General features: G+C 73.1%; 20 protein-coding genes, 1 tRNA gene and 1 pseudogene. 10 read left to right on the top strand and 12 right to left on the bottom strand.

Translation table 11 applies throughout. From position 1 onward, the window contains the following. Nucleotides 1-162 precede the first annotated feature (162 nt). From OHA81_RS25985 to OHA81_RS25975, 3 genes are all read left to right on the top strand, one after another. Nucleotides 163-831, top strand: a complete 669-nt coding sequence (locus tag OHA81_RS25985; RefSeq protein ID WP_329199723.1) for a helix-turn-helix domain-containing protein — start codon at nucleotides 163-165, stop codon at nucleotides 829-831. 65 nt (nucleotides 832-896) lie between these two features. Continuing rightward, nucleotides 897-1,454 (top strand): toxin-antitoxin system, toxin component, encoded by a 558-nt coding sequence (locus OHA81_RS25980; protein WP_329199722.1) that lies wholly within the window; start codon nucleotides 897-899, stop codon nucleotides 1,452-1,454. Further along, nucleotides 1,451-2,632, top strand: coding sequence for an MAB_1171c family putative transporter (locus tag OHA81_RS25975; RefSeq protein ID WP_329199721.1), 1,182 nt, complete (start codon nucleotides 1,451-1,453; stop codon nucleotides 2,630-2,632). Before OHA81_RS25980 ends, OHA81_RS25975 begins: the two co-directional genes overlap by 4 nt. A gap of 64 nt (nucleotides 2,633-2,696) precedes the next feature. On the opposite strand, the gene OHA81_RS25970 is transcribed toward OHA81_RS25975, so the two are convergent. From OHA81_RS25970 to metG, 3 genes are all read right to left on the bottom strand, one after another. Continuing rightward, nucleotides 2,697-3,473, bottom strand: a complete 777-nt coding sequence (locus OHA81_RS25970) for a bestrophin-like domain (RefSeq protein ID WP_329199719.1) — start codon at nucleotides 3,471-3,473, stop codon at nucleotides 2,697-2,699. Nucleotides 3,474-3,511: 38 nt separating this feature from the next. Next, complete coding sequence (locus OHA81_RS25965; protein ID WP_329199717.1) at nucleotides 3,512-4,045, bottom strand: hypothetical protein; 534 nt, start codon at nucleotides 4,043-4,045, stop codon at nucleotides 3,512-3,514. Between the two features lie 168 nt (nucleotides 4,046-4,213). After that, a complete protein-coding gene (gene metG / locus OHA81_RS25960) occupies nucleotides 4,214-5,929 on the bottom strand; it encodes a methionine--tRNA ligase (protein WP_329199715.1) in 1,716 nt (571 codons plus the stop codon). A gap of 692 nt (nucleotides 5,930-6,621) precedes the next feature. Between metG and OHA81_RS25955 the strand changes: the two genes are divergently transcribed. Both OHA81_RS25955 and OHA81_RS25950 read left to right on the top strand, forming a co-directional pair. After that, nucleotides 6,622-7,074 carry an RNA polymerase sigma factor gene (locus tag OHA81_RS25955; protein WP_229873781.1) on the top strand — a complete coding sequence of 151 codons (453 nt, stop codon included), beginning with the start codon at nucleotides 6,622-6,624 and terminating at the stop codon, nucleotides 7,072-7,074. A gap of 794 nt (nucleotides 7,075-7,868) precedes the next feature. Continuing rightward, nucleotides 7,869-8,588: pseudogene (locus tag OHA81_RS25950) on the top strand (IclR family transcriptional regulator domain-containing protein); the annotation flags it as partial. 351 nt (nucleotides 8,589-8,939) lie between these two features. Here OHA81_RS25950 and OHA81_RS25945 read toward each other — a convergent pair. Then, on the bottom strand, nucleotides 8,940-10,589 hold the full coding sequence (locus OHA81_RS25945) for a serine/threonine-protein kinase (protein WP_329199712.1): 1,650 nt from the start codon (nucleotides 10,587-10,589) through the stop codon (nucleotides 8,940-8,942). Nucleotides 10,590-10,773: 184 nt separating this feature from the next. Between OHA81_RS25945 and OHA81_RS25940 the strand changes: the two genes are divergently transcribed. Beyond that, complete coding sequence (locus OHA81_RS25940) at nucleotides 10,774-12,291, top strand: FAD-dependent oxidoreductase (RefSeq protein WP_329199710.1); 1,518 nt, start codon at nucleotides 10,774-10,776, stop codon at nucleotides 12,289-12,291. A gap of 47 nt (nucleotides 12,292-12,338) precedes the next feature. Here OHA81_RS25940 and OHA81_RS25935 read toward each other — a convergent pair. After that, nucleotides 12,339-12,423 (bottom strand) — tRNA-Leu (locus OHA81_RS25935). Between the two features lie 123 nt (nucleotides 12,424-12,546). Continuing rightward, nucleotides 12,547-13,488 carry a beta-ketoacyl-ACP synthase III gene (locus OHA81_RS25930; RefSeq protein ID WP_329199709.1) on the bottom strand — a complete coding sequence of 314 codons (942 nt, stop codon included), beginning with the start codon at nucleotides 13,486-13,488 and terminating at the stop codon, nucleotides 12,547-12,549. A 221-nt stretch (nucleotides 13,489-13,709) separates the two neighbouring features. On the opposite strand from OHA81_RS25930, the gene fdhD reads away from it, so the two are divergent. Then, the gene (gene fdhD / locus OHA81_RS25925) at nucleotides 13,710-14,537 is read left to right on the top strand and encodes a formate dehydrogenase accessory sulfurtransferase FdhD (RefSeq protein WP_329199707.1); all 828 of its coding nucleotides are present in this window, start codon (nucleotides 13,710-13,712) and stop codon (nucleotides 14,535-14,537) included. A 107-nt stretch (nucleotides 14,538-14,644) separates the two neighbouring features. On the opposite strand, the gene OHA81_RS25920 is transcribed toward fdhD, so the two are convergent. The 4 genes from OHA81_RS25920 to OHA81_RS25905 all read right to left on the bottom strand — a co-directional run bounded on the left by OHA81_RS25920 (nucleotide 14,645) and on the right by OHA81_RS25905 (nucleotide 17,872). Continuing rightward, nucleotides 14,645-15,625, bottom strand: coding sequence for a zinc-binding dehydrogenase (locus tag OHA81_RS25920; protein ID WP_329199705.1), 981 nt, complete (start codon nucleotides 15,623-15,625; stop codon nucleotides 14,645-14,647). A 90-nt stretch (nucleotides 15,626-15,715) separates the two neighbouring features. Beyond that, nucleotides 15,716-16,300, bottom strand: coding sequence for a TetR/AcrR family transcriptional regulator (locus tag OHA81_RS25915; protein WP_329199703.1), 585 nt, complete (start codon nucleotides 16,298-16,300; stop codon nucleotides 15,716-15,718). A 72-nt stretch (nucleotides 16,301-16,372) separates the two neighbouring features. After that, entirely contained in the window at nucleotides 16,373-16,810 is a 438-nt protein-coding gene (locus tag OHA81_RS25910) for a (2Fe-2S) ferredoxin domain-containing protein (RefSeq protein ID WP_329199701.1), read from the bottom strand. Nucleotides 16,811-16,819: 9 nt separating this feature from the next. Then, nucleotides 16,820-17,872, bottom strand: a complete 1,053-nt coding sequence (locus OHA81_RS25905; RefSeq protein ID WP_329202553.1) for a bile acid:sodium symporter family protein — start codon at nucleotides 17,870-17,872, stop codon at nucleotides 16,820-16,822. A gap of 130 nt (nucleotides 17,873-18,002) precedes the next feature. Here OHA81_RS25905 and OHA81_RS25900 point away from each other — a divergent pair, with 130 nt between their 5' ends. The 3 genes from OHA81_RS25900 (at nucleotide 18,003) to OHA81_RS25890 (ending at nucleotide 21,897) form a co-directional block, all read left to right on the top strand. Next, complete coding sequence (locus tag OHA81_RS25900; protein ID WP_329202551.1) at nucleotides 18,003-18,854, top strand: LysR substrate-binding domain-containing protein; 852 nt, start codon at nucleotides 18,003-18,005, stop codon at nucleotides 18,852-18,854. A 216-nt stretch (nucleotides 18,855-19,070) separates the two neighbouring features. Next, entirely contained in the window at nucleotides 19,071-20,894 is a 1,824-nt protein-coding gene (locus tag OHA81_RS25895; protein ID WP_329202549.1) for an AMP-dependent synthetase/ligase, read from the top strand. 154 nt (nucleotides 20,895-21,048) lie between these two features. Continuing rightward, on the top strand, nucleotides 21,049-21,897 hold the full coding sequence (locus tag OHA81_RS25890; protein WP_329199700.1) for an aldo/keto reductase: 849 nt from the start codon (nucleotides 21,049-21,051) through the stop codon (nucleotides 21,895-21,897). Nucleotides 21,898-21,957: 60 nt separating this feature from the next. Here OHA81_RS25890 and OHA81_RS25885 read toward each other — a convergent pair whose 3' ends face one another. Beyond that, nucleotides 21,958-22,728: a class I SAM-dependent methyltransferase gene (locus OHA81_RS25885; protein WP_329199698.1), complete on the bottom strand. Its 771-nt coding sequence runs from the start codon at nucleotides 22,726-22,728 to the stop codon at nucleotides 21,958-21,960. Beyond that, nucleotides 22,728-23,033 carry a 4a-hydroxytetrahydrobiopterin dehydratase gene (locus tag OHA81_RS25880; protein WP_329199696.1) on the bottom strand — a complete coding sequence of 102 codons (306 nt, stop codon included), beginning with the start codon at nucleotides 23,031-23,033 and terminating at the stop codon, nucleotides 22,728-22,730. The genes OHA81_RS25885 and OHA81_RS25880 overlap by 1 nt, the downstream gene beginning before the upstream one ends. Nucleotides 23,034-23,108: the final 75 nt, after the last annotated feature.

Raw genomic sequence — 23,108 nt, 5'->3', positions numbered from 1 at the left:
CGACTTCATTCGAGTGTCAACTATTGTGGCAATTCCAGCCTTGAGACAGCTCATTCCCGCCACAGCTGTGGCAAGTTCTGGTCCTCCGGGGGGAGACCGGATAGATTCCCTGGGGCCGACCCCGTGCCCGTATTGACCCCGCGCGATCTAGGAGAACCACTGGTGACAGACGGCTTCCCGGCTCCCGTCGCGGTGGCCAACGCGTCTCTGGCAGCCACCGTCACGAGGGTCGCCGAACTCGCGGGCAAGATGGGCCGCGACGTGAACCAGGTATTCGACCTCCGTCGGCTCTCCGAGGCCTCAGGTGTCCCGACGGACGTGATCAAAACCCTGCTTGACGGCCGGCGGGCCGGCGAACCCGATCTGCAGACCCGCTTCCTCCAGCGGCTGGACCTGCTCCGGCGCACCCGGGTCAAACCCAACGGCCGCCGCTACACCCAGCAGGAGATCGCGGACGGAGCCGGCATGTCCCGGCAGCAGGCCGGCGCCCTCATCAACGGCGACCGGCGGCCCACGATGGAGCACTGCGACGCGATCCAGCGCTTCTTCGGCGTGCACGCCGGCTTCCTCACCGCCCACGACGCCGACGCCCTCACCGACGCCCTCCAGCGCACCGAGCAGCAGCTGCTCCAGGACTTCGCCGGACGCGAGCGCGAAACCGTACCCGCCGAGGCCGCTTCGGCGGGCGATCCGCTGGCAAGACTCCTGCAGAACCACGGTGTCCGGGGCATCGCCTGGCGCGCCGCCCAACTGCCCAGCGACAAGCACCGGGACAAGGTGACCGAATGGCTGGACATGCTCCTCGAAAGCGTCAAACCGAACGAATCATGACCCAGTCGAAAAGCCTGGATCTGATCCTTGAGTCCTGATCCGGATCCGCGCCGACGGGGAGAACGGTGAGCATAGGCAGAGAGCAGCGGCGGTTGTGCGCGGAGCTGGTGGCCGGCATCAAGCTGACCGCCCCCGTGGAGCCCGTGGACCTCTACGCCGCGCTCTGCGAGGGCATGAGCAGACAACGGAGCCGACCGGTGGAGTTCCGGATGGCCGCGTTCCCCGAAGGGACGGCCAGCGGGCTGTGGCTCGACCTGGCGCACCGCGACCTGATCGTCATCGAGGAACGCACGGCGCCGGACCACCAGTTGGTGATCCTGGGTCACGAACTGTGGCACATGAAGGCCGGCCACTGCAGCCACCACGTCGACGGCGCCGCCGTCGCCGCGCGGCTGCTGGCCGACGAGGCCGACATCGGCGAGACGGTCCGCCGCGTCGCCGCCCGCACCCGTGCCGACGTCCGGGAGGAGACGGAGGCGGAGACCTTCGGGCTGCTGCTCGGCAGCCGGTGCCGGAACTGGCTGGCCGGATCCGGCGGTCACCGCGCTCCGGCGCAACGGGACCAGCTCGCGGGCAGGATCGAAACGTCCCTCGGCTACCGGGGGCACAGGAACGAGCTTTGAACGGACAGGACTACTACATCCCCGCGGTGGCCATGGCGGTCTCCGTCGCGTTCAAGGTGCCGGCCCTGCGGGCCGACTGGCGCGATCCGCTGCTGCGTTCGGTGTGCGCCCTGCTGACGCTGGCCGGGGCGGTGTTCACCTTCGCCGCCCCGCCGACCATCGCGGCCGTCAACCGCTGGACCGGTGTCCCCAACTTCTCGGCCCCGCTGGTGTACTGCCTCATCACCGCGTTCAGCGCCTCCTGCCTGGTACTGATCTTCAACTGGCGCGGTGGCGAGCCCGAGGAGATCCGGCGCACCTCCCGCCGCTGGATCTCCGGCTACTCGGTGGTGATCGGCACGATCATCGTCGTGTACGCGCTCGGCTCCGCCCCGGTGGAGCGGCTGCGCGACTTCGACACGTACTACGCCAACACCCCGTACATCCGGTTGATGATCGCCGCCTACCTGCTGGCGCACAACGTGGCCGCGATCACGATGACGGCCATGTGCTGGCGCTGGGCCCTCCAGGTCCGCGGCTGGCTGCGCACCGGCCTGTTCATCATCGTCGGCGGCTACGTGTTCAGCCTCGCCTACGACGCCGCCAAGATGTCGGCGGTCGTCGCCCGCTGGAGCGGCCACGACCTGGACGACCTCAGCACCCTCGTGGCCCCGCCGCTCGCCTCCATGGGCGCGCTCGTCAGCGCCACCGGCTTCGTGCTGCCGCTGCTGTGCCAGCACCTCTCCGACAGCTGGCGCACCTGGTCGACGTACCGGCGCCTGGGCACCCTCTGGCACGAGATGCAGAGCACCGCGCCCGCCGGAACCCCCTCGGTCCGCATGTCCTGGTGGTCACCGGCCGAAATCCGGATGATCCAGCGGGAGTCGGACATCCACGACGGCTTCCTGCGTCTGGGGCCCTGCTTCGACCGCCGCCGCCGGGACCTCGCCTACGCGCAGGCCCGCGCGGACGGCGCCGACGAGGCCACGGCCCGCGCCGTGGCCGACGCCGCGATGGTGGCGGCGGCCGTGCGCACCAGCGCCACCGCCCCCGGGGGGACCGTCGGCGCGGACGGAGCGGAGCGGGTCCACGTCACGGCCGACGGGCCGCGCGACCTCGTACGCATCTCCCACGCCTTGCGGCACTCGCCCCTGGTGGCGGCGGCACGACGGCAGGCCGCCGCCGTACCGGGACTCTGACGCCGGGGCCTGGCCCGCCGCCCGCCGCGCCGCTCACCACCTACCGCGCCGCCTACCGCACCGCCTACCGCGCCGCCGCGACCGTCACCGCCGGGAAGAGGTCCTCGAACGGCCCGGCCGAATCTGAGCCGTCCCGGCCGTACGGCGCGTCGAAGCTCCACACCATGAACAGCAGGAACACGATCAGCGCGCTGAACAGCCCCGCCAGCAGCAGCTCCCGGCCCGAACGCCGGATCTGGAGCGTGAAGATCAGCCCGACCGTGACCACCCCGCCCACCAGCAGTCCGAACCACACCACCCCCGGCAGCGTGGACTCGTCGCTCTGCATCCGCGAGTGCCGGGCGTCGTCGGCCGCCGCGATGTGGTCGAGCAGCGGCTGGTAGGCCTGCGCCTGGAGTTCGGTGGCCGGGCTCTGGTGGGTGACGTCGGAGCGCAGCGTGCCGAGCAGCTTCGCGCCCTCCGTGGAGGCGGCCTGGCCGGAGGTGAGGCGCGGCCAGTCGACGCTCACGGTGTGGGAGACGTACGCGTCCACCTCCCCGCGGATCCGGTCGCGCACCGGGGCCGGGTAGACGTCGGCGCGCTGGGTGACCTCGTACAGCGACTGCGCCTCGCGCCGCACGCTGTCCTCGGCGGAGCCGCGCGCCTCCCAGACACCGGCGATGGCCAGGCCCAGCACGATCGCGTAGACCACGCCGACCATCATCGTCATGTACTCGATGACGTCGGGGGTTTCGCTGGTGTCCTCGTCCTCCGCGACCCGGCGGTGCCGGAGCAGGGTGCAGGCGAGGACGAGGGCGCAGACGAGCGCCATGGCGATGGCCAGGACCAGCCATTCGGACACGAGGGTTCTCCCGTTCGAGGGTCGCAGAAGTGGAAGGGCTACCGGGCGCTCTTGGAGCGGGGGCGCAGCGCGGCGGCGGCGAGCACGGCCGGGGTCGTGACGACGACCATCAGCATCATGGTGGACATGCCGTTCGGGCCCCTGCGCTCAAGGGCCGACGAGTGGTACGCCGGCACGTGGAAGCGGGTCACGGGTGCGGCGGCGGCCCTGCGCGGGGGCGGGGCGGAAGCCTTGGCCGGCGCCGCCTGCGCCCGTGACCCGGCAGCCGCCCGGACCGGCGGCGGCTGCGCCCCCTCCCCCGGCGCCTCCGGCCGGGCCGGGAGGCCGGGAGCCTGCCCGGCGTGGTGCACGGTCGGCCGCCGCTCACCGGGCGCCGTCACCCGTACCGAAGGCTCCGGGGTGACCGTCGGCGCCTTCGGTGCGGAAGGCTGCCGCGCGTGCCCGGCGGGCACGCAGACGTCGACCCGGGCGCCGTGGCCCGCGCCGTCGTCGGCGACCGCCACATGGCCGTGCAGCGGGCACAGCGCGCCCAGCATCCCGGCCCCGGCGACGTACTGCCAAGCGGTCACCACGCGACTGGTCCTCCCGATCCGTTTCGGCAGCAGCCTGCCGTGGATACAGCGGCTGCTCTTGAAGAAACGATCACGGCCCGGCTTCGACACGCGTGGGCGGATACACGAAGGGCGCGACCCGGTGGGTCGCGCCCTGTCATGCCTGCGTTGTCATGCCTGCGTTCGGCCTCAGGCCTCCGGGGAGCCGCCGAAGCGCTCGCGGTAGGACTCCAGGTCCTCCTCGGTCACCCGGGCGAAGAGCACCGGCGGCACGGTGAACGGCGTACCCGCCGGGACCGCGTCCAGCGACCTGGCCTGCTCCGGGGTGACCCACGTGGCCGTGTCGTCGGCGAGCGCGAACGCGGAGCGCATGGCGCGCGCCGAGGCCGGGATGAACGGCTCGGAGACCACCGAGTAGAGGTGGATGAGGTTCATCGCGGTGCGCAGCGTGAGCGCCGCGCCCTCCAGGTCGGTCTTGACTTCCAGCCAGGGGGCCTTCTCGTCGAGGTACGCGTTGCCGGCCGACCACAGGGCGCGCAGCGCGGCCGCCGCCTTGCGGTACTGGAGGGACTCCATGTGGCCCTCGTACTCGGCCAGCAGCTCGGCGATCTGCTCGCCGAGCTTGGCCTCGACCTCGCCGGCCGGGCTGCCCGCCGGGACCTCGTCGCCGAACTTCTTGCGCGAGAAGGTCAGCACACGGTTGACGAAGTTGCCGAGCGTGCCGCCGAGGTCCTTGTTGACGGTGGCGGCGAAGTGCTCCCACGTGAAGGACGAGTCGTCGGACTCGGGGGCGTTGGCGATGAGGAAGTAGCGCCAGAAGTCGGCCGGGAGGATCTCCAGCGCCTGGTCGGTGAAGACGCCGCGCTTCTGGGAGGTGGAGAACTTGCCGCCGTAGTACGTCAGCCAGTTGAAGGCCTTGACGTAGTCGACCTTCTTCCACGGCTCGCGGGTGCCGAGCTCGGTGGCGGGGAACATCACCGTGTGGAACGGGACGTTGTCCTTGGCCATGAACTGCGTGTAGCGCACGTCCTCGGCCTCGTACCACCAGGACTTGTAGTCGCGGTTCGCCGGGTCGGCGTCCGCCCACTCCTTGGTGGAGGCGATGTACTCGATCGGCGCGTCGAACCAGACGTAGAAGACCTTGCCGTCCGCGGCGAGCTCGGGCCAGGTGTCGGCGGGGACGGGGACGCCCCAGTCGAGGTCGCGGGTGATCGCGCGGTCGTGCAGGCCCTCGGTCAGCCACTTGCGGGCGATGGAGGAGGCCAGCTGCGGCCACTCCTCCTCGTGTTCCGCGACCCAGGCCTCGACCTCGTGCTGGAGCTTGGACTGGAGGAGGAAGAGGTGCTTGGTCTCGCGGACCTCCAGGTCCGTGGAGCCGGAGATGGCCGAGCGCGGCTCGATGAGGTCCGTGGGGTCCAGGACGCGGGTGCAGTTCTCGCACTGGTCGCCGCGGGCCTTGTCGTAGCCGCAGTGCGGGCAGGTGCCCTCGACGTAGCGGTCCGGCAGGAAACGCCCGTCGACCGGGGAGTACACCTGGCGGATCGCGCGCTCCTCGATGAAGCCGTTCTCCTGGAGGCGGCGCGCGAAGTGCTGGGTGATCTCGGCGTTCTGCTGCGAGGAACTGCGGCCGAAGTAGTCGAAGGACAGCTCGAAGCCGTCGTAGACCGCCTTCTGGGCGTCGTGCGCCTGCGCACAGAACTCGGCGACCGACAGGCCCGCCGCCTTGGCGGCGAGTTCGGCCGGGGTGCCGTGCTCGTCGGTGGCGCAGATGTAGAGGACGTCGTGGCCGCGCTGGCGGAGGTACCGGGAGTACACATCCGCCGGAAGCATCGACCCGACCATGTTGCCCAGGTGCTTGATCCCGTTGATGTAGGGAAGCGCGCTGGTGATCAGGTGTCGAGCCATCCTCGGATGCTCCATTTCATATGTGCGGTATGTGCGGTGACAACGGGCCGTGACGGACTGTGATGCTGTTCATCGTATCGAACCGCCGATAGGCCCGGCGCCCCGTTATTCCACGGGTGGACGTCACGCAAAAGCGAGGGAAGTGACCTCTGCGTCACGGCCCTCGCGCCGGGGTCATGTTACAGGCGCGACGGCGGCGTCCCGGACCCGTGACCGCAGCGTGGGACGCGGGCGGACGGCCGGCCGTCCCACGGCGTCGACGGCGTTTTGCCGGGTGGGAGCGCCCGCCGGGGGGCATATGCGTGTGCGCTGGTTGAGCCGTCACCCGATCGAAGGAGATCACGAGTCGATCGTCACCGAACGCTTTGCTTCCAGGTTTCCTCTCTGCGCCCACCGAATGCGCCCGCGCTGACAGGCTGACGGCAATGACACCGGGCAGACGAGAGCCGCGAAGGACGCTCGGCGTACGGGGGCGGGGCAGGGCAGGGCACGGCGAAGAGGGTTCAGGGCCTCCGGCGGATTTCAGCGGGTTCAGGGGACGAGGTGGAGCGGTGAGCGATGGCGGACCCGAGGAGTCCGGGGGTGCCGTGGGACTGCCGAGCCGGCGACGGCAGCCGACTCCCATGACCCAGTGGGACCCGCCCGCACGCCTGTCCTATTGGGCCTTCCATACCAATCGGCGGCCGGCCTACATGCGTTTCGCGTATCTTCAGCTCGGCTCCGACGCGGCCGCCGAGGACGCGGTGGACGCCACCTTCGACTCGATCATGAACGAGTGGCTCCGGATGCTTCACATGGACCGCCTCGACGCCTACGCCTGGACCGTCCTCAAGCAACGGATCGTCGACCGCCAGCACCGCCGCACGCCCTGCCCCGAACCGATGGACATCAGCGCCTTCGAGGCGGCCCTCAAGGAGGTCCACACCGACCAGTACGAGGTACTGACCGACACCATCCGCTTCTACTCGGCCGTCTCCCGGCTCGCCGAGCGGCAGCGGGACGCGGTACTGCTGCGCTACGGGCTCCAGTGCAGCCCCGGTGAGGCGGCAGCCGTGATGGGCGTCGACGAGGCCACGGTCCGTTCGCAGCTCGGGCAGGCCCACCGTCGGCTCGCCCGCCTGCTCGACGCGTCCGCCGAATCATGAGGCCGCGAGAAGGCCGGGACTGCGACGGCACCCCCCGCTCCCTGACCGAGTTCCTGAGCCGGGCGAGCGTGCGCGACCGCTACCCGCACTACGACCTCGGCGCGGCGGAGGCCCGGCTGCTGCGCCTCCCGCGCACCGGGATGGGCCACGCCCACGGCCACGCCAACGGCCGCTCCCGCCGCCGTTCCGGCTACGGCTGGAGCGACCCGGCGCGGGACGTGCCGCTCGACGCCGAGCGGGCCCGACGCGACCTCAAGGCCGTGTGCCTGGCCGTCGTCTGCGAACCGAAGGCCGAGGCCCGGCTCCGCTCCTTCACCGACCGCGGCCACACCGACCTCGTCGGGGCCGTGGTCTTCGGATGCCTCCTGCACCTGGCCGGGATGCGCGAAGGCGCCCGTTTCTGGTGGCAGTTCGCCGCCGGTTCGGGCCGCGCACGCACCGCGCCCGCCGCGTACTGCCTCTTCCTCGACCACTCGCGGCGGGGCGAGCACCACGACGCCCGGGTGTGGGCTGTCGAACTCGGCCGCCGCGGGTTCCGGCCGGGCGGCCGACGCGACCTGCGCGAGGTGCGGCTGTGCGCGCAGGCGGCCGTGCTGCGCTACGTCGACCAGCTCGACGACCCCGACCTGGGCCCGGTGCCGCTGCCGAAGCCGGGGCTGCCGTCGGTGATCACCGCGTTCCGGCCCCCGGCGGTGCCCGCGGAGCCCACCCGGATCGGCGTCGGCCCGCTGCGCCACCCGTCGCTGACCGCCGCGGCCCGCGCCGGCGGCCGCTCCGCCGGCCCCGGGGAGGCGTTGGCGGAGGCCCGCCGCGCCCTCGCCGTCGTACGGGTACTGGAACGGCATCCGCTGGGGGTACGGGCCGGCCGGCTCGCGCGGGAGGCGGGGCTGGCGGAGGCGGAGCTGCGGCCCCTCCTTTCGATGCTGTGCGAGGAGGAGTACGCGTACCGCCCGGCCGCCGGGGTCTACGGCCGGGGGCCGGCCCTCGACCGGCTCGCCGGCCCGGGCCGCGCGGGCCTCGCGGAGCAGCTGCAGCGGACCCTGGCGCTGGCGCGGGACAGCGCGGGCGCCGCCGTCTACCTCAGCCGGTACGCCGAGGGGGAGGTCCGGATCACGCAGATGGCGGACGGGCCCGGGGCGCCGCCGGTGCGGGAGTGGGTGGATTTCCGGGCCGCCGCGCACGCCAGCGCCGTCGGCAAGTGCCTGCTCACCCAGCTCGACCACGACCGGCGGGCCGATCACGTGGCCCGGCACCGCCCGGCCCGGCTCACCCCGCAGACCATCACCGACAGCCGGGTCCTGTTCAGCGCCCTGGACGCGGTGGCCCCGGGCGCCCCCGTCTTCGACCTGCGCGAGTACTCCCCCGGGGTCGTCTGCGCGGCCGTCCCGATCGCGGCGGGCGACGCCGCCGGCAGCCTTGCCCTCTCGCTCCCGGCCACCCATGCGCACCGGCTGCGGCACGCCACCGAGGCGCTGCGCCGCAAGGCCGTCCCGGTGCTCCTGGCCCTGCTCCTGACGGGGGCCATCCCCCCGGACGCCCCCGGCGCGGGGGCCCCGGCGGAGCCGGTGAGCGGGCCCGTGCCGCAGCAGGCGGGCGCCGCGGGGATCACCCCCGAGGTCCTGCGCCACCTGCGGAACCTGTTCCGTACGCCGCTGACGGGGGCGGGGAGCGCGGCCGCCCCCGAGGGCCCGCACCTGGTCAGCGACCCGGCCTCGGCGGCCGCGTACCTCTTCGACGCCGCCTCGGACGGCGGGCAGCCGCGCCTGGCCCTGCCGCAGACCTTCGGACCCGTCAGCCCGGGCACCCTGTCCGCGGCGGGGGGCCTGGTGGTGCTGCGGGCCTGGGACAGGGCGTAGGCCCCGTCGTCAGCCGCCCGGGGTGAAGGAGTCCAGGGCGGCGTCGAAGTGGCTGCGGGCCTCGCCGAGCCGGCCGACGGGGGCGGAGACCCAGACGTCGTACATGCGGCCGTTCTCGTCCCAGCAGAGGTCGAAGGTGTGCCTGGCCCCCTCGGCCGTGGTGAAGCCGTTCCAGGTGAACTCCCAGAGGGCGGCGGGCAGTCCGTTGTGGGTGGTGGCCACGACCGTGCCGCCGCGGTAGCCCGGGTTGGTGTCGGGGCCGTCCGCGTCGGAGGCCCTCATGACGGCGAGCGGGCCGCCGGAGGCAGCCGGCGTCGTCTTGATGCCGATGCGGAACGCGCCGTCCGGGGACACGTAGATGACGCGCTGGTCATCGGTGCTGCGCTGGTAGCCCTGGGGCACGGCCAGGCTGAAACCCTGCGGGTCGGCCACGGTCCGGTAACCGGCGGGTGCCCGCTTGGCGCTCGCGGCGGCCGGCTTGGAGTTCGGCGGCGGGGCCGGGGCGGAGGGGGTCGGGGTCGAAGGGGTGGTGTCCGGGGCCCGGGGGGACGTGGGGCCGGCGTTCGCGGGAACCGGAGAGACCACCGTGGCGGCGGAGGGGCCCGACCCCGCCCGCCCGGCCGGTTCCGCCGTCCCGCCCCGGAGCAGCGACGTCACGGCCAAGGTGGCCACCACGGCCACGGCGACGAGTGCGGCCGCCAGCCCGGCCCGCATCCCCGGCCCCATCGCCCGCGCCGGAACGACGGTGGCGGGCCCGGGCGGAAGGGAGTCGACGGGCCCGGGCGGGACGGCGTCGGCGGGCCCGGGGCCAGGGGGAGGCACGGCGAGGGGCACCAAGGGCACCCGTCCCGTGGTCACGTACGCCGACAGCAGCCGCTCCGCCTCGGCCGCCCCCAGCCGGCGCTCCGGATCGCGCTCCAGCAGTCCCCGTACGACCGGCAGCAGCGGCCCCGCCTGCGCCGGCGGCCGGATGTCGGCGTAGACGACGGCGTGCAGGACCCCGCCGAGCGAGTCCCGGTGGAACGGCGACTCCCCGGTCAGCGCCGCGCACAGCAGCACGCCGAGCGACCAGAGGTCGGAGGCCGGACCGGCCGCCGCGCCCTGCATCCGCTCGGGCGAGGTGTACTCGGGCGAGCCGACGAACGCGCCGGTCTCGCTGATCGTGGTGACCCCGGCCAGGTGGGCGATGCCGAAGTCCGTGAGCACCACCCGGCCCGTGCCGGCCTCCATCAGGACGTTCGCCGGTTTGACGTCCCGGTGCAGCACGCCTCGCGCGTGCGCCGCGCCGAGCGCGCCCAGCAGTGCGAGACCGGTCCGCGCCGTCTCCTCCACGCTCAGCGGGCCTTTGGCGGCAAGCCGGTCGGCGAGCGAGCCGCCGTCGACGAGTTCCATCACGATGTGCGGGCGGCCCTCGTGTTCCACCACGTCGTGGACCACGACGACGTGCGGGTGCCTGACCTGCGCGACCGTACGGGCTTCCCGCAGGGCGCCGCCGGCCTCGCGGCCGCCGTCGAGGTGCAGCTCCTTGACGGCGACGGCCCGGCCGAGCAACTCGTCCTCGGCCCGCCACACCGTCCCCATCCCACCCCGCCCCAGCCGCTTGTCCAGGCGGTAACGCCCGCCGATCACAGCACTGTTGCGCGACTCGCCCTGCGACACGTTCTCCCCCTAGACCCGTCCACGGCCATGATGCCGCACCGGCAACCGTCAGGGGGATCGGGCGGCGCAGCCGTCGTGTCGGTCATGTGTCGGTGGCCGTCGGTCAGTTGTCAGCGGTGCCTGGAACCTTGGGGAGGACCGGCCGGGTGTCCATCCGGCAGGCGGTTCAAGAGGGGGATTCCTCATGCATGACGTGGTGATCGTGGGCGGTGGCCCGGTGGGTCTGTTCCTGGCGTGCGAGCTCGGTCTGGCCGGCTGCTCGGTCCTGGTGCTGGAGCGGGAGCCGGAGCCCGGCTCCCCGTTCAAGGCGGAGCCGCTCGGGTTGCGGGGTCTGAGCGCCGCCTCCGTCGAGGCGTTCTACCGGAGGGGGATGCTGGACCGGCTGTTGACGGTGGCGACCGTTCCCGACGGCTTCGGCGCGGACCCCGCTCAGGCGCCGACACCCCCTCGTCGCGGTGGCCACTTCGCCGGCATGATGCTCGACGGGGCCAAGTTCGACGACAGCACCCTGCCGTTCCGGCTTCCCAGCCCGGCGTCCGCGGGGCTGCTGACGAGCCTCGAAGCAGTCGAGGCGGTGCTGTCCGAGCAGGCGTCGAAGCTCGGCGTGGACGTCAGGCGCGGCGTCACGGTCTCCTCCCTCACCCATGACGAAGAGGGCGTGGTCGCCCGAGCCGGCGCGGACGAGTACCCGGCGCGCTGGCTCGTCGGCTGCGACGGCGGACGCAGTACGGTGCGCAGGCTCGCCGGCTTCGACTTCGTCGGCACCGAGCCGCAGTTCACCGGCTACCGGTTGCACGCCGCCGTCGTCGATCCCGAGAAGCTGCGGTACGGGTTCAACCTGACGCCGACGGGCATGTACCTCCAGCTCGGCGAGGGGAACATCGGCATCATGGACTTCGACGGCGGCGCGTTCGACCGCTCGCAGGAGCCGACCCGCGAGCACCTCCAGGCCGTTCTGCGCCGGGTGTCCGGCACCGACGTGACGCTGGGCGAGGTCCATCTCGCCTCGACCTTCACCGACCGGGCGATGCAGACGACGACCTACCGGCGCGGCCGGGTCCTGCTCGCGGGCGACGCCGCGCACATCCACTCCCCCCTCGGCGGTCAGGGGCTCAACACGGGCATCGGCGACGCCGTGAACCTGGGCTGGAAGCTCGCGGCCACCGTGCTCGGGCAGGCCCCCGACGGGCTTCTCGACACCTACACCCGCGAGCGTCATCCGATCGGTGCGAAGGTGCTCGACTGGTCCCGCGCCCAGGTGGCGATCATGAGCCCGGACCCGCACGCCCAGGCGATCCAAGCGGTGGTCCGCGACCTGCTCTCGACCGTTGACGGAACCACCTACGTGCTCGACAGGATCTCGGGAACGTCGGTCCGGTACGACCTCGGCGCCGAGCACCCGCTCATCGGCCGCAGCGCCCCGGACCTCCGCCTCGAGGACGGCCCCGCTCTCGGCGACCTGATGGAGGACGGACGGGGCCTCCTGCTCGATTTCAGCGCCGGCGGATGCCTGAGCGGTCCGGCGAGTGCCTGGGAGAGCCGGATACGGTACGCGGCCGGGCCGGCCAGGAACGACCTCGGGGTGGGTGCCGTGCTCGTCCGGCCCGACGGCGTGGTCGCCTGGGCGGGCGATCGCCGGCCTGACCGCGAAGCGTTCGAGCGGGCGGCCGCCCGGTGGTTCGTCACTCCGGCCACCCACTGAGCGGCCCGGAACGCAGAAGAACCCCACGGGGGTGGGGTTCTTGCTCGTGTCCGAGGGGGGACTTGAACCCCCACGCCCGATAAAGGGCACTAGCACCTCAAGCTAGCGCGTCTGCCATTCCGCCACCCGGACCAGGTGGTCGGCCCCGGTTTCCCGCGGCGACATGGACAACAATAGCAGGGGATCGGGGGTGGTTCCGACCGGGTATTCGGCGCGGGGGCCGCGCTGACCTGCGGGCATGGCGCGGCCGGGCGGTCAGGGGCAGTGGATGACCTGTCCCGCGTAGGAGAGGTTGCCGCCGAAGCCGAACAGCAGGACGGGGGCGCCGGAGGGGATCTCGCCGCGCTCGACCAGCTTCGAAAGGGCCATCGGGATGCTCGCGGCGGAGGTGTTGCCGGAGTCCACGACGTCCCGGGCGACGACCGCGTTGACGGCGCCGATCTTCGCGGCGAGCGGCTCGATGATGCGCAGGTTGGCCTGGTGCAGGACGACGCCGGCCAGCTCCTCCGGGGTGATCCCGGCCTTCTCGCAGACCTTGCGGGCCAGCGGCGGGAGCTGGCTGGTGGTCCAGCGGTAGACGGCCTGTCCCTCCTGGGCGAAGACGGGAGGCGTGCCCTCGATCCGGACCGCGTGGCCCATCTCCGGCACCGAGCCCCACAGGACGGGGCCGATCCCGGGCTCCGCGCAGGCCTCGACCACGGCCGCGCCCGCTCCGTCGCCGGTCAGCACGCAGGTGGTGCGGTCCGTCCAGTCGGTGATCTCGGTCATCTTGTCGGCGCCGATGACCAGGGCGCGGGTGGCGGAGCCGGCCCGGATCGCGTGGTCGGCGGTGGCCAGGGCGTGGGTGAAGCCCGAGCAGACCACGTTGATGTCCATGACGGCGGGCCCGGCGCTCATGCCCAGCTTGGCGGCGACGCGGGCGGCCATGTTGGGCGAGCGGTCGATGGCGGTGGAGGTGGCCACCAGGACCAGGTCGATGTCGCCGGGGAGCAGCCCGGCGTGGGCGAGGGCCTTGCCCGCCGCCTGGAAGGCCAGCTCGTCGACCGGCTCGTCGGGGCCTGCGATGTGGCGGGTCCTGATGCCGACCCGCGAGCGGATCCACGCGTCGTTGGTGTCGACCATCGCCTCGAGGTCCTCGTTGGTGAGCACTCTCGCGGGCTGGTAGTGCCCTAGCGCCACCACGCGTGAACCGGTCATGGGCGGGATCCCTCTCGTACGAGTGTCAGGTTCACCCAGCTTTGCCTGCTACCGGCGGGTACGGGTGCGTGTGACCCGACAGGAATATGGGGCCCTACTTTGGAGAATTCAGAGGATCTTCCTGCCGGGGGCGCCCGGAACGGCGCATCCGCGAGAATGGGGCGGACAGGTGCGCGACGGACAGAGCGCACGTCAGAGCGACAGAACGGCGGACTGATCACATGGGACGGGTCACCGAACGCCGTCGCGTCGTCCGGATCCGCGGCGGCGTCGCCGGGACCCGGCCGGACACGCTCGTGGCCGAGGAGCCGCTGGAGATCCGGCTGAACGGCAAACCGCTGGCCATCACGATGCGCACCCCGGGCGACGACTTCGCGCTCGCGGCCGGCTTCCTGGTGAGCGAGGGCGTGCTCGCGCACGCGGCCGACCTCCAGGCCGTCACCTACTGCGAGGGGGCGGCGGAGGACGGGTCGAACACCTACAACGTGGTGAACGTGCGGCTCGCCCCGGGGGTTGCGCTGCCCGACATCTCCCTGGAGCGGAACGTCTACACCACCTCCTCCTGCGGCCTGTGCGGCAAGGCCAGCCTGGAGGCCGTCCGTACGGCGACCCGCTTCCCCGGGCTCGCGGCCGACCCGGTACGCGTGCGCGCGGCGGTCCTCGCGGAGCTGCCGGACCGGCTTCGTGCGGCGCAGAAGGTCTTCGACCGTACCGGCGGCCTGCACGCGGCGGCCCTGTTCTCCGCGGAGGGGGAGCTGCTGGACGTACGGGAGGACGTGGGCCGGCACAACGCCGTCGACAAGATCATCGGCCGGGCGCTGCAGTCCGGACGGCTCCCTTTGGGCGGCGCGGTGCTGCTGGTGTCGGGCCGGGCGTCCTTCGAGCTGGCGCAGAAGGCGGTGATGGCCGGGATACCCGTACTGGCTGCGGTCTCGGCCCCCTCCTCCCTGGCGGTGGACCTCGCACTGGAGTCGGGACTGACCCTGGTCGGCTTCCTGCGCGGGCAGGACATGAACATCTACGCGGGCGAGGAGCGCGTGACGCTCTAGCTCCTGCCCGGGCGGCAGGCGGGCCGGCCCTGCCCGGGCGGCGGGCGGGCCGGTCCTGCCATGACGGCCGGCCGGCCCGCCCGCTCCGGCGTGGGAGGGCGGATGCCTCAGTCGACGGTGACGGTCATCTTGCCCAGCGCCTCTCCTGCTTCCATGACCCGGTGGGCTTCGACGATCTCGTCGAAACGGAAGGTCCGCGCCGGTCTCGCGGGCAGGACTCCCGACTCGACCTTGGCGAAGATCGCGTCCAGGGGAACGTCGGAGAGCGGAAAGTCCGGGCCGCCCAGGACGAAGGCGCTGCCGAAGAAGCTCAGCTGCACACCGGACGGGAGGTCGGCGAGCGGGTCGAAGTCGCGTACCGGTTCGAAGCCGCCGAGGAAGCCGAGTTGGCAGACCCGACCGCGCGGGCGCACCGCGGCCAGGGAGTCGCGCAGGACGTTGTTGCCGACGAGGTCGAACACCGCGTCGACGGCGCGGCCGCCCCCGTCGACCTGGGCGGCCAGGCGGCCGTCGTCGATGAGGACCTCTGCGGCCCCGAGTTCCTTGAGGAGCGGCGCGTGCGCGGGGTTGCGGGTGGTCGCGAGTACGTCCGCGCCGTGGTCGACGGCGAGGTTGACCGCGGCCTGGCCCAGGGAGGACGTCGCCCCGCGCACCAGCACCCGCTCACCCGGGCGCAGGCCCAGGTTGCCGAACAGTCCGTTCCACGCCGTCGCGTAGACCTCGGGAACGGCCGCCAGCTCGGCCCATCCCAGTGACGAGTCGACCGCCGCCACGTTGGTGGCCGGCACCGTGACCAGTTCGGCGTAGCTGCCGTTGCGGGTGCGGCCCATGCCGCCGAGGATCGCCACGACCCGGGTCCCGGGGGCGAAGTGGCCCGAGGGGTCGGACTCGACCGATCCCGCGCACTCGATCCCGGGGACGGCGGCGACATCACCCCAGGCGCCGGCGCGCATGTACGCCTCGGCGTGGTTGAGGCCGAACGCCTTGACCCGGATCAGCACCTCTCCCTGCGCGGGCACGGGGTCGGGCAGGTCGGTGACGTGCAGTACCTCGGGAGGGCCGTAGGCGGATATGACGATGGCCTTCATTGAGCGGGCTCCATTCTTGAATGGTTATTCAATTACGAGGGCTGAAAAAAGGGCCACCTCATGCGGTGGCCCCGGGGCGCGGCGGCCCCGTCAGGCGAGGACGGCGAAGGCGTTGTCGACGATGGCGCGCAGGACCGTCCCGTCGGGATTCGCCTTCCCCACGACCATCAGCCCCTGACACGTCGCGACCAGCAGCTTGGCGCTGCCGGCCGGGTCCACCGAGGCGCGGACCTCGCCGGTGTCGCGGGCGTTGCGCAGGGCCGTGGCCATGCACTGCTCCAGGCGGGCCAGATGGCCGCGCACGACGGCGGCGGCCTCGTCGTCCTCGGCCGCGTTCTCGATCGCGGTGTTCACCAGCAGGCACCCCTGCCGGCCCTCCGGGCTGAGCAGGTCGACCACCAGTCCGTCGAAGTAGCCGCGCAGTGCGGCCAGCGAGGCACCGGGCGCGGCCAGCTCGCCCAGCTTCTGCGGGACGACCAGCTTGGAATACCGCTCCAGGGACCGCAGGAACAGCGTGCGCTTGCCGCCGGGGAAGGCGCTGTAGAGGCTGCCGGGCTTCACTCCGGTCGCCTTGACGAGGTCCTCGATCGAGGTGGCCCGGTAGCCCTGCCACCAAAAGCGCAGCATGGCCTGGTCCAGCACGGCGTCGGGTTCGAACTCGCGGGGGCGGGGCATGGCACGACCATACATGAGCGACCATTCAAGAACCAGGCCCACGCCCCTTCTCCGGGTCCGGCGCGGCGCGCCTCACTTCCTCGTGCGCCCCCGCCGGCCGTCGCCGCGCGCCGGCTTGGGGTCCGGGTCCGGCGGGTCGATGCGGTGCAGGTCCAAGGTCGCGGGGAGGGGGCTCGTACCGGGGCCGCCCGCCTGCGCCCAGGCGATGATCTCGTCGGTCGCGGTGTCGTCGAGGGCCCAGCCGAACCAGGTCGCCCTGGCGCCCCGGCGCCGGGCCTCGCTGGTGGGCTGGACGACGATCACGTTGGCCTGGGCGCAGGGGCCGAGGCACTCGCTCGTACGGACCGCCAGGCGGCCCCCGGAAGCGGCGGCGGCCTCCCGCAGCCGGGCCAGCTGGCCGGCGTGGTCGGTGCCGGGGTTCTTGCGGGGGTCTCCGCAACAACAGCCCCGGCACACCACCAGGGTGCACGGGCGTTCGGCATGGGCGGAGAGCGGGCGTATCCAGGTCACCGACGCACGTTACCGGGCCTGCGCGACGGGGTGTTGGACCGCCTGGGAGACCTCCGCCACACGGCGGCCGGGCAGTTCGGTGCCGTCGACGGGGACGGGGTCCTGGGCCCGGCGGCGGGCCAGCACCGCACAGACCATCAGCTGCATCTGGTGGAACAGCATCAACGGCAGCACCGCCAGGCCTGCCTGTGCGCCGAACAGCACGCCGGCCATGGGCAGTCCGGCCGCGAGGCTCTTCTTCGACCCGGCGAACTGGATCGCGATGCGGTCCTCACGGCCGAATCCGAGGCGCCCGGCCCCGTACCAGGTGACCAGCAGCATCACGGCGAGGAGTACGGCCTCCACTCCCATCAGCGCCGCCAGGCGCGGCAGGCTGACCTGCCGCCAGATCCCGGCGGCCACACCGGCGCTGAACGCCGCGTAGACGACGAGCAGGATCGAGCCCCGGTCCACGCGGCCGAGCACCTTCTTGTGGCGGACCAGGAAGCCGCCGACCCAACGGCGCAGGGCCCGGCCCAGCAGGAACGGCAACAGCAGCTGGAGTCCGACCCCCAGCAGGGAGTCGGCGCAGAAGCCGCCGGTGGCGCCACCCAGCAGCCCGGCGGCGAGCAGCGGCGTGACGAGGATGCCGACGAGGCTGGAGAACGAGCCGGCACAGAGGGCGGCGGGCACGTTGCCCCGGGCGATCGAGGTGAAGGCGATGGAGGACTGGATGGTCGAGGGGACCAGGCAGAGGAAGAGCACGCCCTGGTAGAGCGGCGGGGTCAGGACGCCGGGGACGAGCCCGCGGGCGGCCAGGCCCAGCAGCGGGAACACGGCGAAGGTGGCGGCGAGCACGGTGAGGTGGAGCCGCCAGTGGCGCAGGCCGTCCAGGGCCTCGCGGGTGGAGAGCCGGGCACCGTAGAGGAAGAAGAGCAGGGCGACGGCGAAGGACTGGGCCGCCCCGGCGACGGTGGCGGCGGCGCCCCGGGCGGGGAGCAGCGCGGCGAGGCCGACCGTCGCGAGCAGGGCCAGGACGTAGGGGTCCAGCGGGAACCGGGCGGACGGGCGGGGGCGGCGCATGCGGGTGCTCTCTGAATACGAGGGGCGGGACTTCCCCATGCTGGCGCCGGCGATGGTCATCGGGAAACCCGTACACCGCACTGACTGTCATCACGTACCGCAATAGCATGGAGCGATGAACGGTCCCGGTATGTACGACCCGGTCCAGCTGCGTACCTTCCTGACCGTCGCGCAGACGCTCAGCTTCACGCAGGCGGCGGGGCGGCTCGGGGTGCGCCAGTCCACCGTCAGCCAGCACGTGCGGCGGCTGGAGGAGGCGACGGGCCGGCCGCTGTTCGCCCGCGACACCCACAGCGTCGAGCTGACCGGGGACGGCGAGGCCCTCCTCGGCTTCGCCCGGACCATCCTGGAGGCGCACGAGCGGGCGGCGGCCTTCTTCGCCGGCACCTGGCTGCGCGGCCGGCTGCGCTTCGGGGCGTCGGAGGACTTCGTACTGACCCGGCTCCCCGAGATCCTGGGGACCTTCCGCCAGGAGCACCCCGAGGTGGACCTGGAGCTGTCCGTCGAGCTGTCGGGCACCCTGCACGAGCGGCTGGACGCGGGGCGCCTCGACCTGGTGCTGGCCAAGCGGCGCGGGCCGGATGACGAGCGCGGCCGTCTCGTGTGGCGGGACCGGATGGTGTGGATCGGGGCGCAGGGGCTGCGGGTGGACCCGGAGCGACCCGTTCCACTCATCGTCTTCCCGCCACCGGGGATCACCCGGGCGCGGGCCCTGGAGGTGCTGGAGCGGGACGGGCGGGCGTGGCGGATCGCCTGTACGAGCGGCAGCCTGAGCGGGCTGGTCGCGGCGGCCCGCGCGGGGCTCGGGGTGATGGCGCACACGCGGGGCCTGATCCCGCCGGGCCTGGCCCGCGTCGGCGGGCTGCCGGAGCTGGGACCGGTGGAGTTCGCGCTGCTCCAGGGGCGGCGGCCGACCGCCGCCTCGGACGCACTGGCGGCCGCCGTCCTCTCCGGCGGCGACCGGCTGAGCCGGCAGGCTTGAGCGGCGGGCCACGGCAGGCCCGCTCCGGACGGCCGGCCCCAGAGCAGGCCGTGAGGCGGTCCGCCGGAGCGCCCGCACCGGAGCACCCGGACGCCTCCGTGCAGGTCACACGTACCCCGGAAGGCCCGGGGGGATCTTGTGGAGGTTTCCCGGGGGGTGCCGGTCGGCCGGTCGCGTGGGATAGCGTCGCGGCGCCGCACGGAGAGGAGCGGGATGTTGCGCGAGTTCACCGTCCCACCCGTGGTCGCAGGCATGCCGACCGGCGGCCTGGCCGACATCGTCTTCCAGCATGCCCGCGAGGACCCGGACCGGGTCGTGCTCGGCCGCAAGACGGACGGGGTCTGGGGCGACGTGACCTCCGGCGAGCTGGCCGAGGAGGTACTGGCGCTCGCGAAGGGGCTGCTGGCCCAGGGCATCGGCTTCGGCGACCGGGTCGCGGTGATGTCCCGGACCCGGTACGAGTGGACCCTGTTCGACTTCGCCCTGTGGGCCATCGGCGCCCAGCCCGTGCCCGTGTACCCCACGTCCTCCGCCGAGCAGGTGCACTGGATCCTGCACGACTCCGGGTGCACGGGCTGCGTCGTCGAGAACGAGGACCAGGCCATGACCGTCGGCTCGGTCATCGAGCACCTCCCCGGCCTGCGCAGGCTGTGGCAGCTCGACGCCGGGGCCGTGGCCGAACTGGTCGCGGACGGGGCGGGGGTGGCGCCCGACGTGGTGCACCGGCACCGCCGGGCGGTGACGCCGGACGCGGTCGCCACCGTCATCTACACCTCCGGAACCACCGGCCGCCCCAAGGGCTGTGTCCTCACCCACGCGAACTTCATGTTCGAGGCCGACACGATGGTGACCCGATGGGAGTCGGTCTTCCAGGCCGGGTCAGGCGAACAGCCGTCCACGCTGCTCTTCCTGCCGCTGGCCCACGTCTTCGGGCGGATGGTGGAGGTGGCGGCCGTCCGCGCCCGGGTCAAGCTCGGGCACCAGCCGGTGCTGGCGGCGGCCGAGCTGCTGCCCGACCTCGCCGCGTTCCGGCCGACGTTCGTGCTGGGGGTCCCGTACGTCTTCGAGAAGGTGTTCGCGGCGGCCCGCCGCAAGGCGGAGGCCGAGGGGCGCACCGGCCCCTTCGACCGGGCGGTGGAAACCGCCGTGCGGTACGCGGAGGCACGCGAGCAGAAGGCCTTCGGTACCGGCCCGGGCCCCTCCGCCGGGCTGCGCATGGAGCACCAGCTCTTCGAGAAGCTGGTGTACGGCAAGGTCCGCGAGGCGATGGGCGGCCGGGTCCGGCACGCGATGTCGGGCGGATCGGCGATGTCGCGCCGGCTGGGCCTGTTCTTCGACGGCGCGGGCATCACCGTCTACGAGGGCTACGGCCTGACGGAGTCGTCGGCGGCGGCCACCGCGAACCCGCCGGGGGCGACGAAGTACGGGACGGTGGGCCCGCCCATCCCCGGCTGCACGGTGCACATCGCCGACGACGGGGAGGTCTGGCTGCACGGCGGCCACATCTTCTCCGGGTACCTGAACGATGCCCGCGGCACGCAAGAGGTGCTGCGCGGCGGCTGGCTGGCGACCGGGGACCTGGGCCGGCTGGACGACGACGGGTACCTGACCATCACCGGGCGCAAGAAGGAGATCCTCGTGACCTCCAACGGCAAGAGCGTCTCTCCGACGGCCCTGGAGGAACGGGTACGGTCGCATCCGCTGGTGTCGCAGTGCGTCTTGGTGGGCAACGACCGCCCGTACATCGCGGCGCTGCTGACACTGGACGTGGAGGGCGTCGCGCACTGGCTGTCGATGCGGGGGCTGCCGCAGCGCGCGGCGGCGGAGCTGGTGCACGACGAGGAGCTGACGGCGGAGGTGCGCAGGGCCGTGGTCGCCGCGAACACGCTGGTCTCGCAGGCCGAGGCGATCCGCACGTTCCGGGTGCTGGCCGGGCAGTTCACGGAGGAAGGCGGGCTGCTGACCCCTTCCCTCAAGTTGAAGCGGAGGGCGATCGAGAAGGCCTATGCGGCGGAGGTCGCGGCCATGTACGCGCACTGACGGCGCGCACGCGCCGGTCCGGAGGCCGGGGACCGGCCGTTAGGCCGCCCGGATGGCGGGAATACGTCCTGGGCGTGGCCGGTTGTCGTCCGACACGTCGTCGCAGGCGCACCGGCACGACCCCACCCCACCCGATCGCGAGGAACGACCCGACGTGAACCAGGTCCCCGGCATCAAGCTCAACAACGGCACCCTCATGCCCCAGCTCGGCTACGGCGTCTGGCAGGTCCCGGACGACGAGGCGGAGCGGGCGGTGGGCACGGCGCTGGAGGCGGGCTACCGCAGCGTCGACACCGCCGCGATCTACGGCAACGAGAAGGGCACCGGCAAGGCGCTCGCCGCGTCCGGTGTGCCGCGCGAGGAGCTGTTCGTCACCACCAAGCTCTGGAACGGCCCGTCGCAGCGCTGGGGCCGGGACGAGGTGCTGCGCGCGTTCGACGACTCGCTGGCCAAGCTGGCGCTGGACCACGTCGACCTGTACCTGATCCACTGGCCGCGCCCGATGCGCGACGACGTCCTGGCCATCTGGCGGACCTTCGAGGAGATCGCCGCGAGCGGCCGCGCGAAGGCGGTCGGCGTGTCGAACTTCCGCCCGGCGGACCTGGAGCGGCTCGGTGAGGTGTCCGACCTGGTCCCGGCGGTGAACCAGATCGAGCTGCACCCGCTCCTCCCCCAGACCGAGCTGCGCACCCTGCACGCCCGCCTGGGCATCACCACGGAGGCCTGGTCCCCGCTGGGGCAGGGCAAGGAGCTGCTGACCCTCCCGGCGGTGGCCACGGTAGCGGCCAAGCACGGGCGCAGCGCCGCACAGGTGGTGCTGCGCTGGCACCTCCAGTCGGGTCACGTCGTGATCCCCAAGTCCGTCACGCCGGAGCGGATCCGGGAGAACCTGGACGTCTTCGGCTTCGCGCTCGACACCGAGGACATGGCGGCACTGGACGCGCTGGGCTCCGGCCCCTCGGCCCGCCGGATCGGCCCGGACCCGGACGTCTTCGACGCCTGAGGGGCCCGGACCGGGCGGGTTGTCCGCGGGCCGGGGCCCGGCCGGCGGCTCGGCGTCGGCTCAGCCGGGGCCGAAGCCGCTGACGAAGCCCTGGAGGCGGTACGTCGGCTCCTGGCGCGGGGTGTCCTGGCCGGGCAGCCGTTCCAGGCGGTCCGCCAGCTCCCGTGCACTGACACCGCGGGGGCTGACGTGGGAGGCGTAGCGCCCGGCCAGCAGGTCGGCGGCCGCCCGGCGCGGGGTGCGGCCCTGCCCGTGGCCCGTGAACGGGGCGTCCCCGTACGGGCGCAGCCCCGCCTCGGCGGCGTGGGCGGTGACCTGCGCCGCCGCGTCCGGGGGGCCGTCCGTCAGGTGGGGGGCGAACACCTCGTCGATGTCGCTGCCCACGTCGTGCGCGGCGTCCTTGTCCACGGTGGTCAGGAAGACCCCGCCGGGACGCAGCACCCGCCCGGCCTCGGCGACCACGGCCGCCACCGCGCCCGGTTCCCGCAGCAGGTGCAGCAGCCACACCGCGCTCACCGCGTCCAGGGAGGCCGCCGGGAAGGGCAGCCGGGTCGCGTGGGCGAGTACGACCGGGACCCCGCGCCGCGCGGCCGTCGCGGCCCTCGCGTACGAGGCGTCGGCGCCCAGGACACGCAGGCCGGGGCGGGTCAGCCGGGTGGTGACGACGCCGGTGCCGCAGCCGACGTCCAGGAGGGTGCCCGCGGTGGGCGGGAGGAGGCCGAGGACGGCGGCGGCGGCCGCCCCGGCGCGCGGGGCGCCGCCGCGGGCGGCGTCGTGGGCGACGGCCTCCGCGGCGTGGTCGACCAGCGGCGCCGGCCCGGCCCCCGGCATCAGCGGGCCCCGTGGGCGGGGGCCAGCGCCTCCACTCGCTCGGCCAGGGCGAGGTCGGTCTCGGTGACCGCGTCGCCCGCGCTGTGGGTGTTCACCGACACCCGGACCGTGTTGTAGCCGAGGGTGAGGTCGGAGTGGTGGTCCAACTCGTCCTGCACGACGGCGATGTGGGCGACGAGCGCGCTCGCCGCGAGGTGGCTGCCCAGCCGGTACGTGCGCTGGATCCGGTCGTCTTCGAAGGCCCAGCCCGGGAGTTCCCGCAGCCGGTCCTCGATCTCCTTCTGGGAAAGCGGCTCGCCCGACATCCACACGCTCCTTCACGCTCCGGTCGGCCCGACTGCCTGACGTGGTGTCAAGGTTCCCACAGCACGTGCCGTCGG

Source organism: Streptomyces sp. NBC_00667 (assembly GCF_036226825.1).
GTDB lineage: Bacteria > Actinomycetota > Actinomycetes > Streptomycetales > Streptomycetaceae > Streptomyces.
Note: the sequence above shows the minus strand (reverse complement) of the source record. Positions and strands in the feature narration are given on the sequence as shown.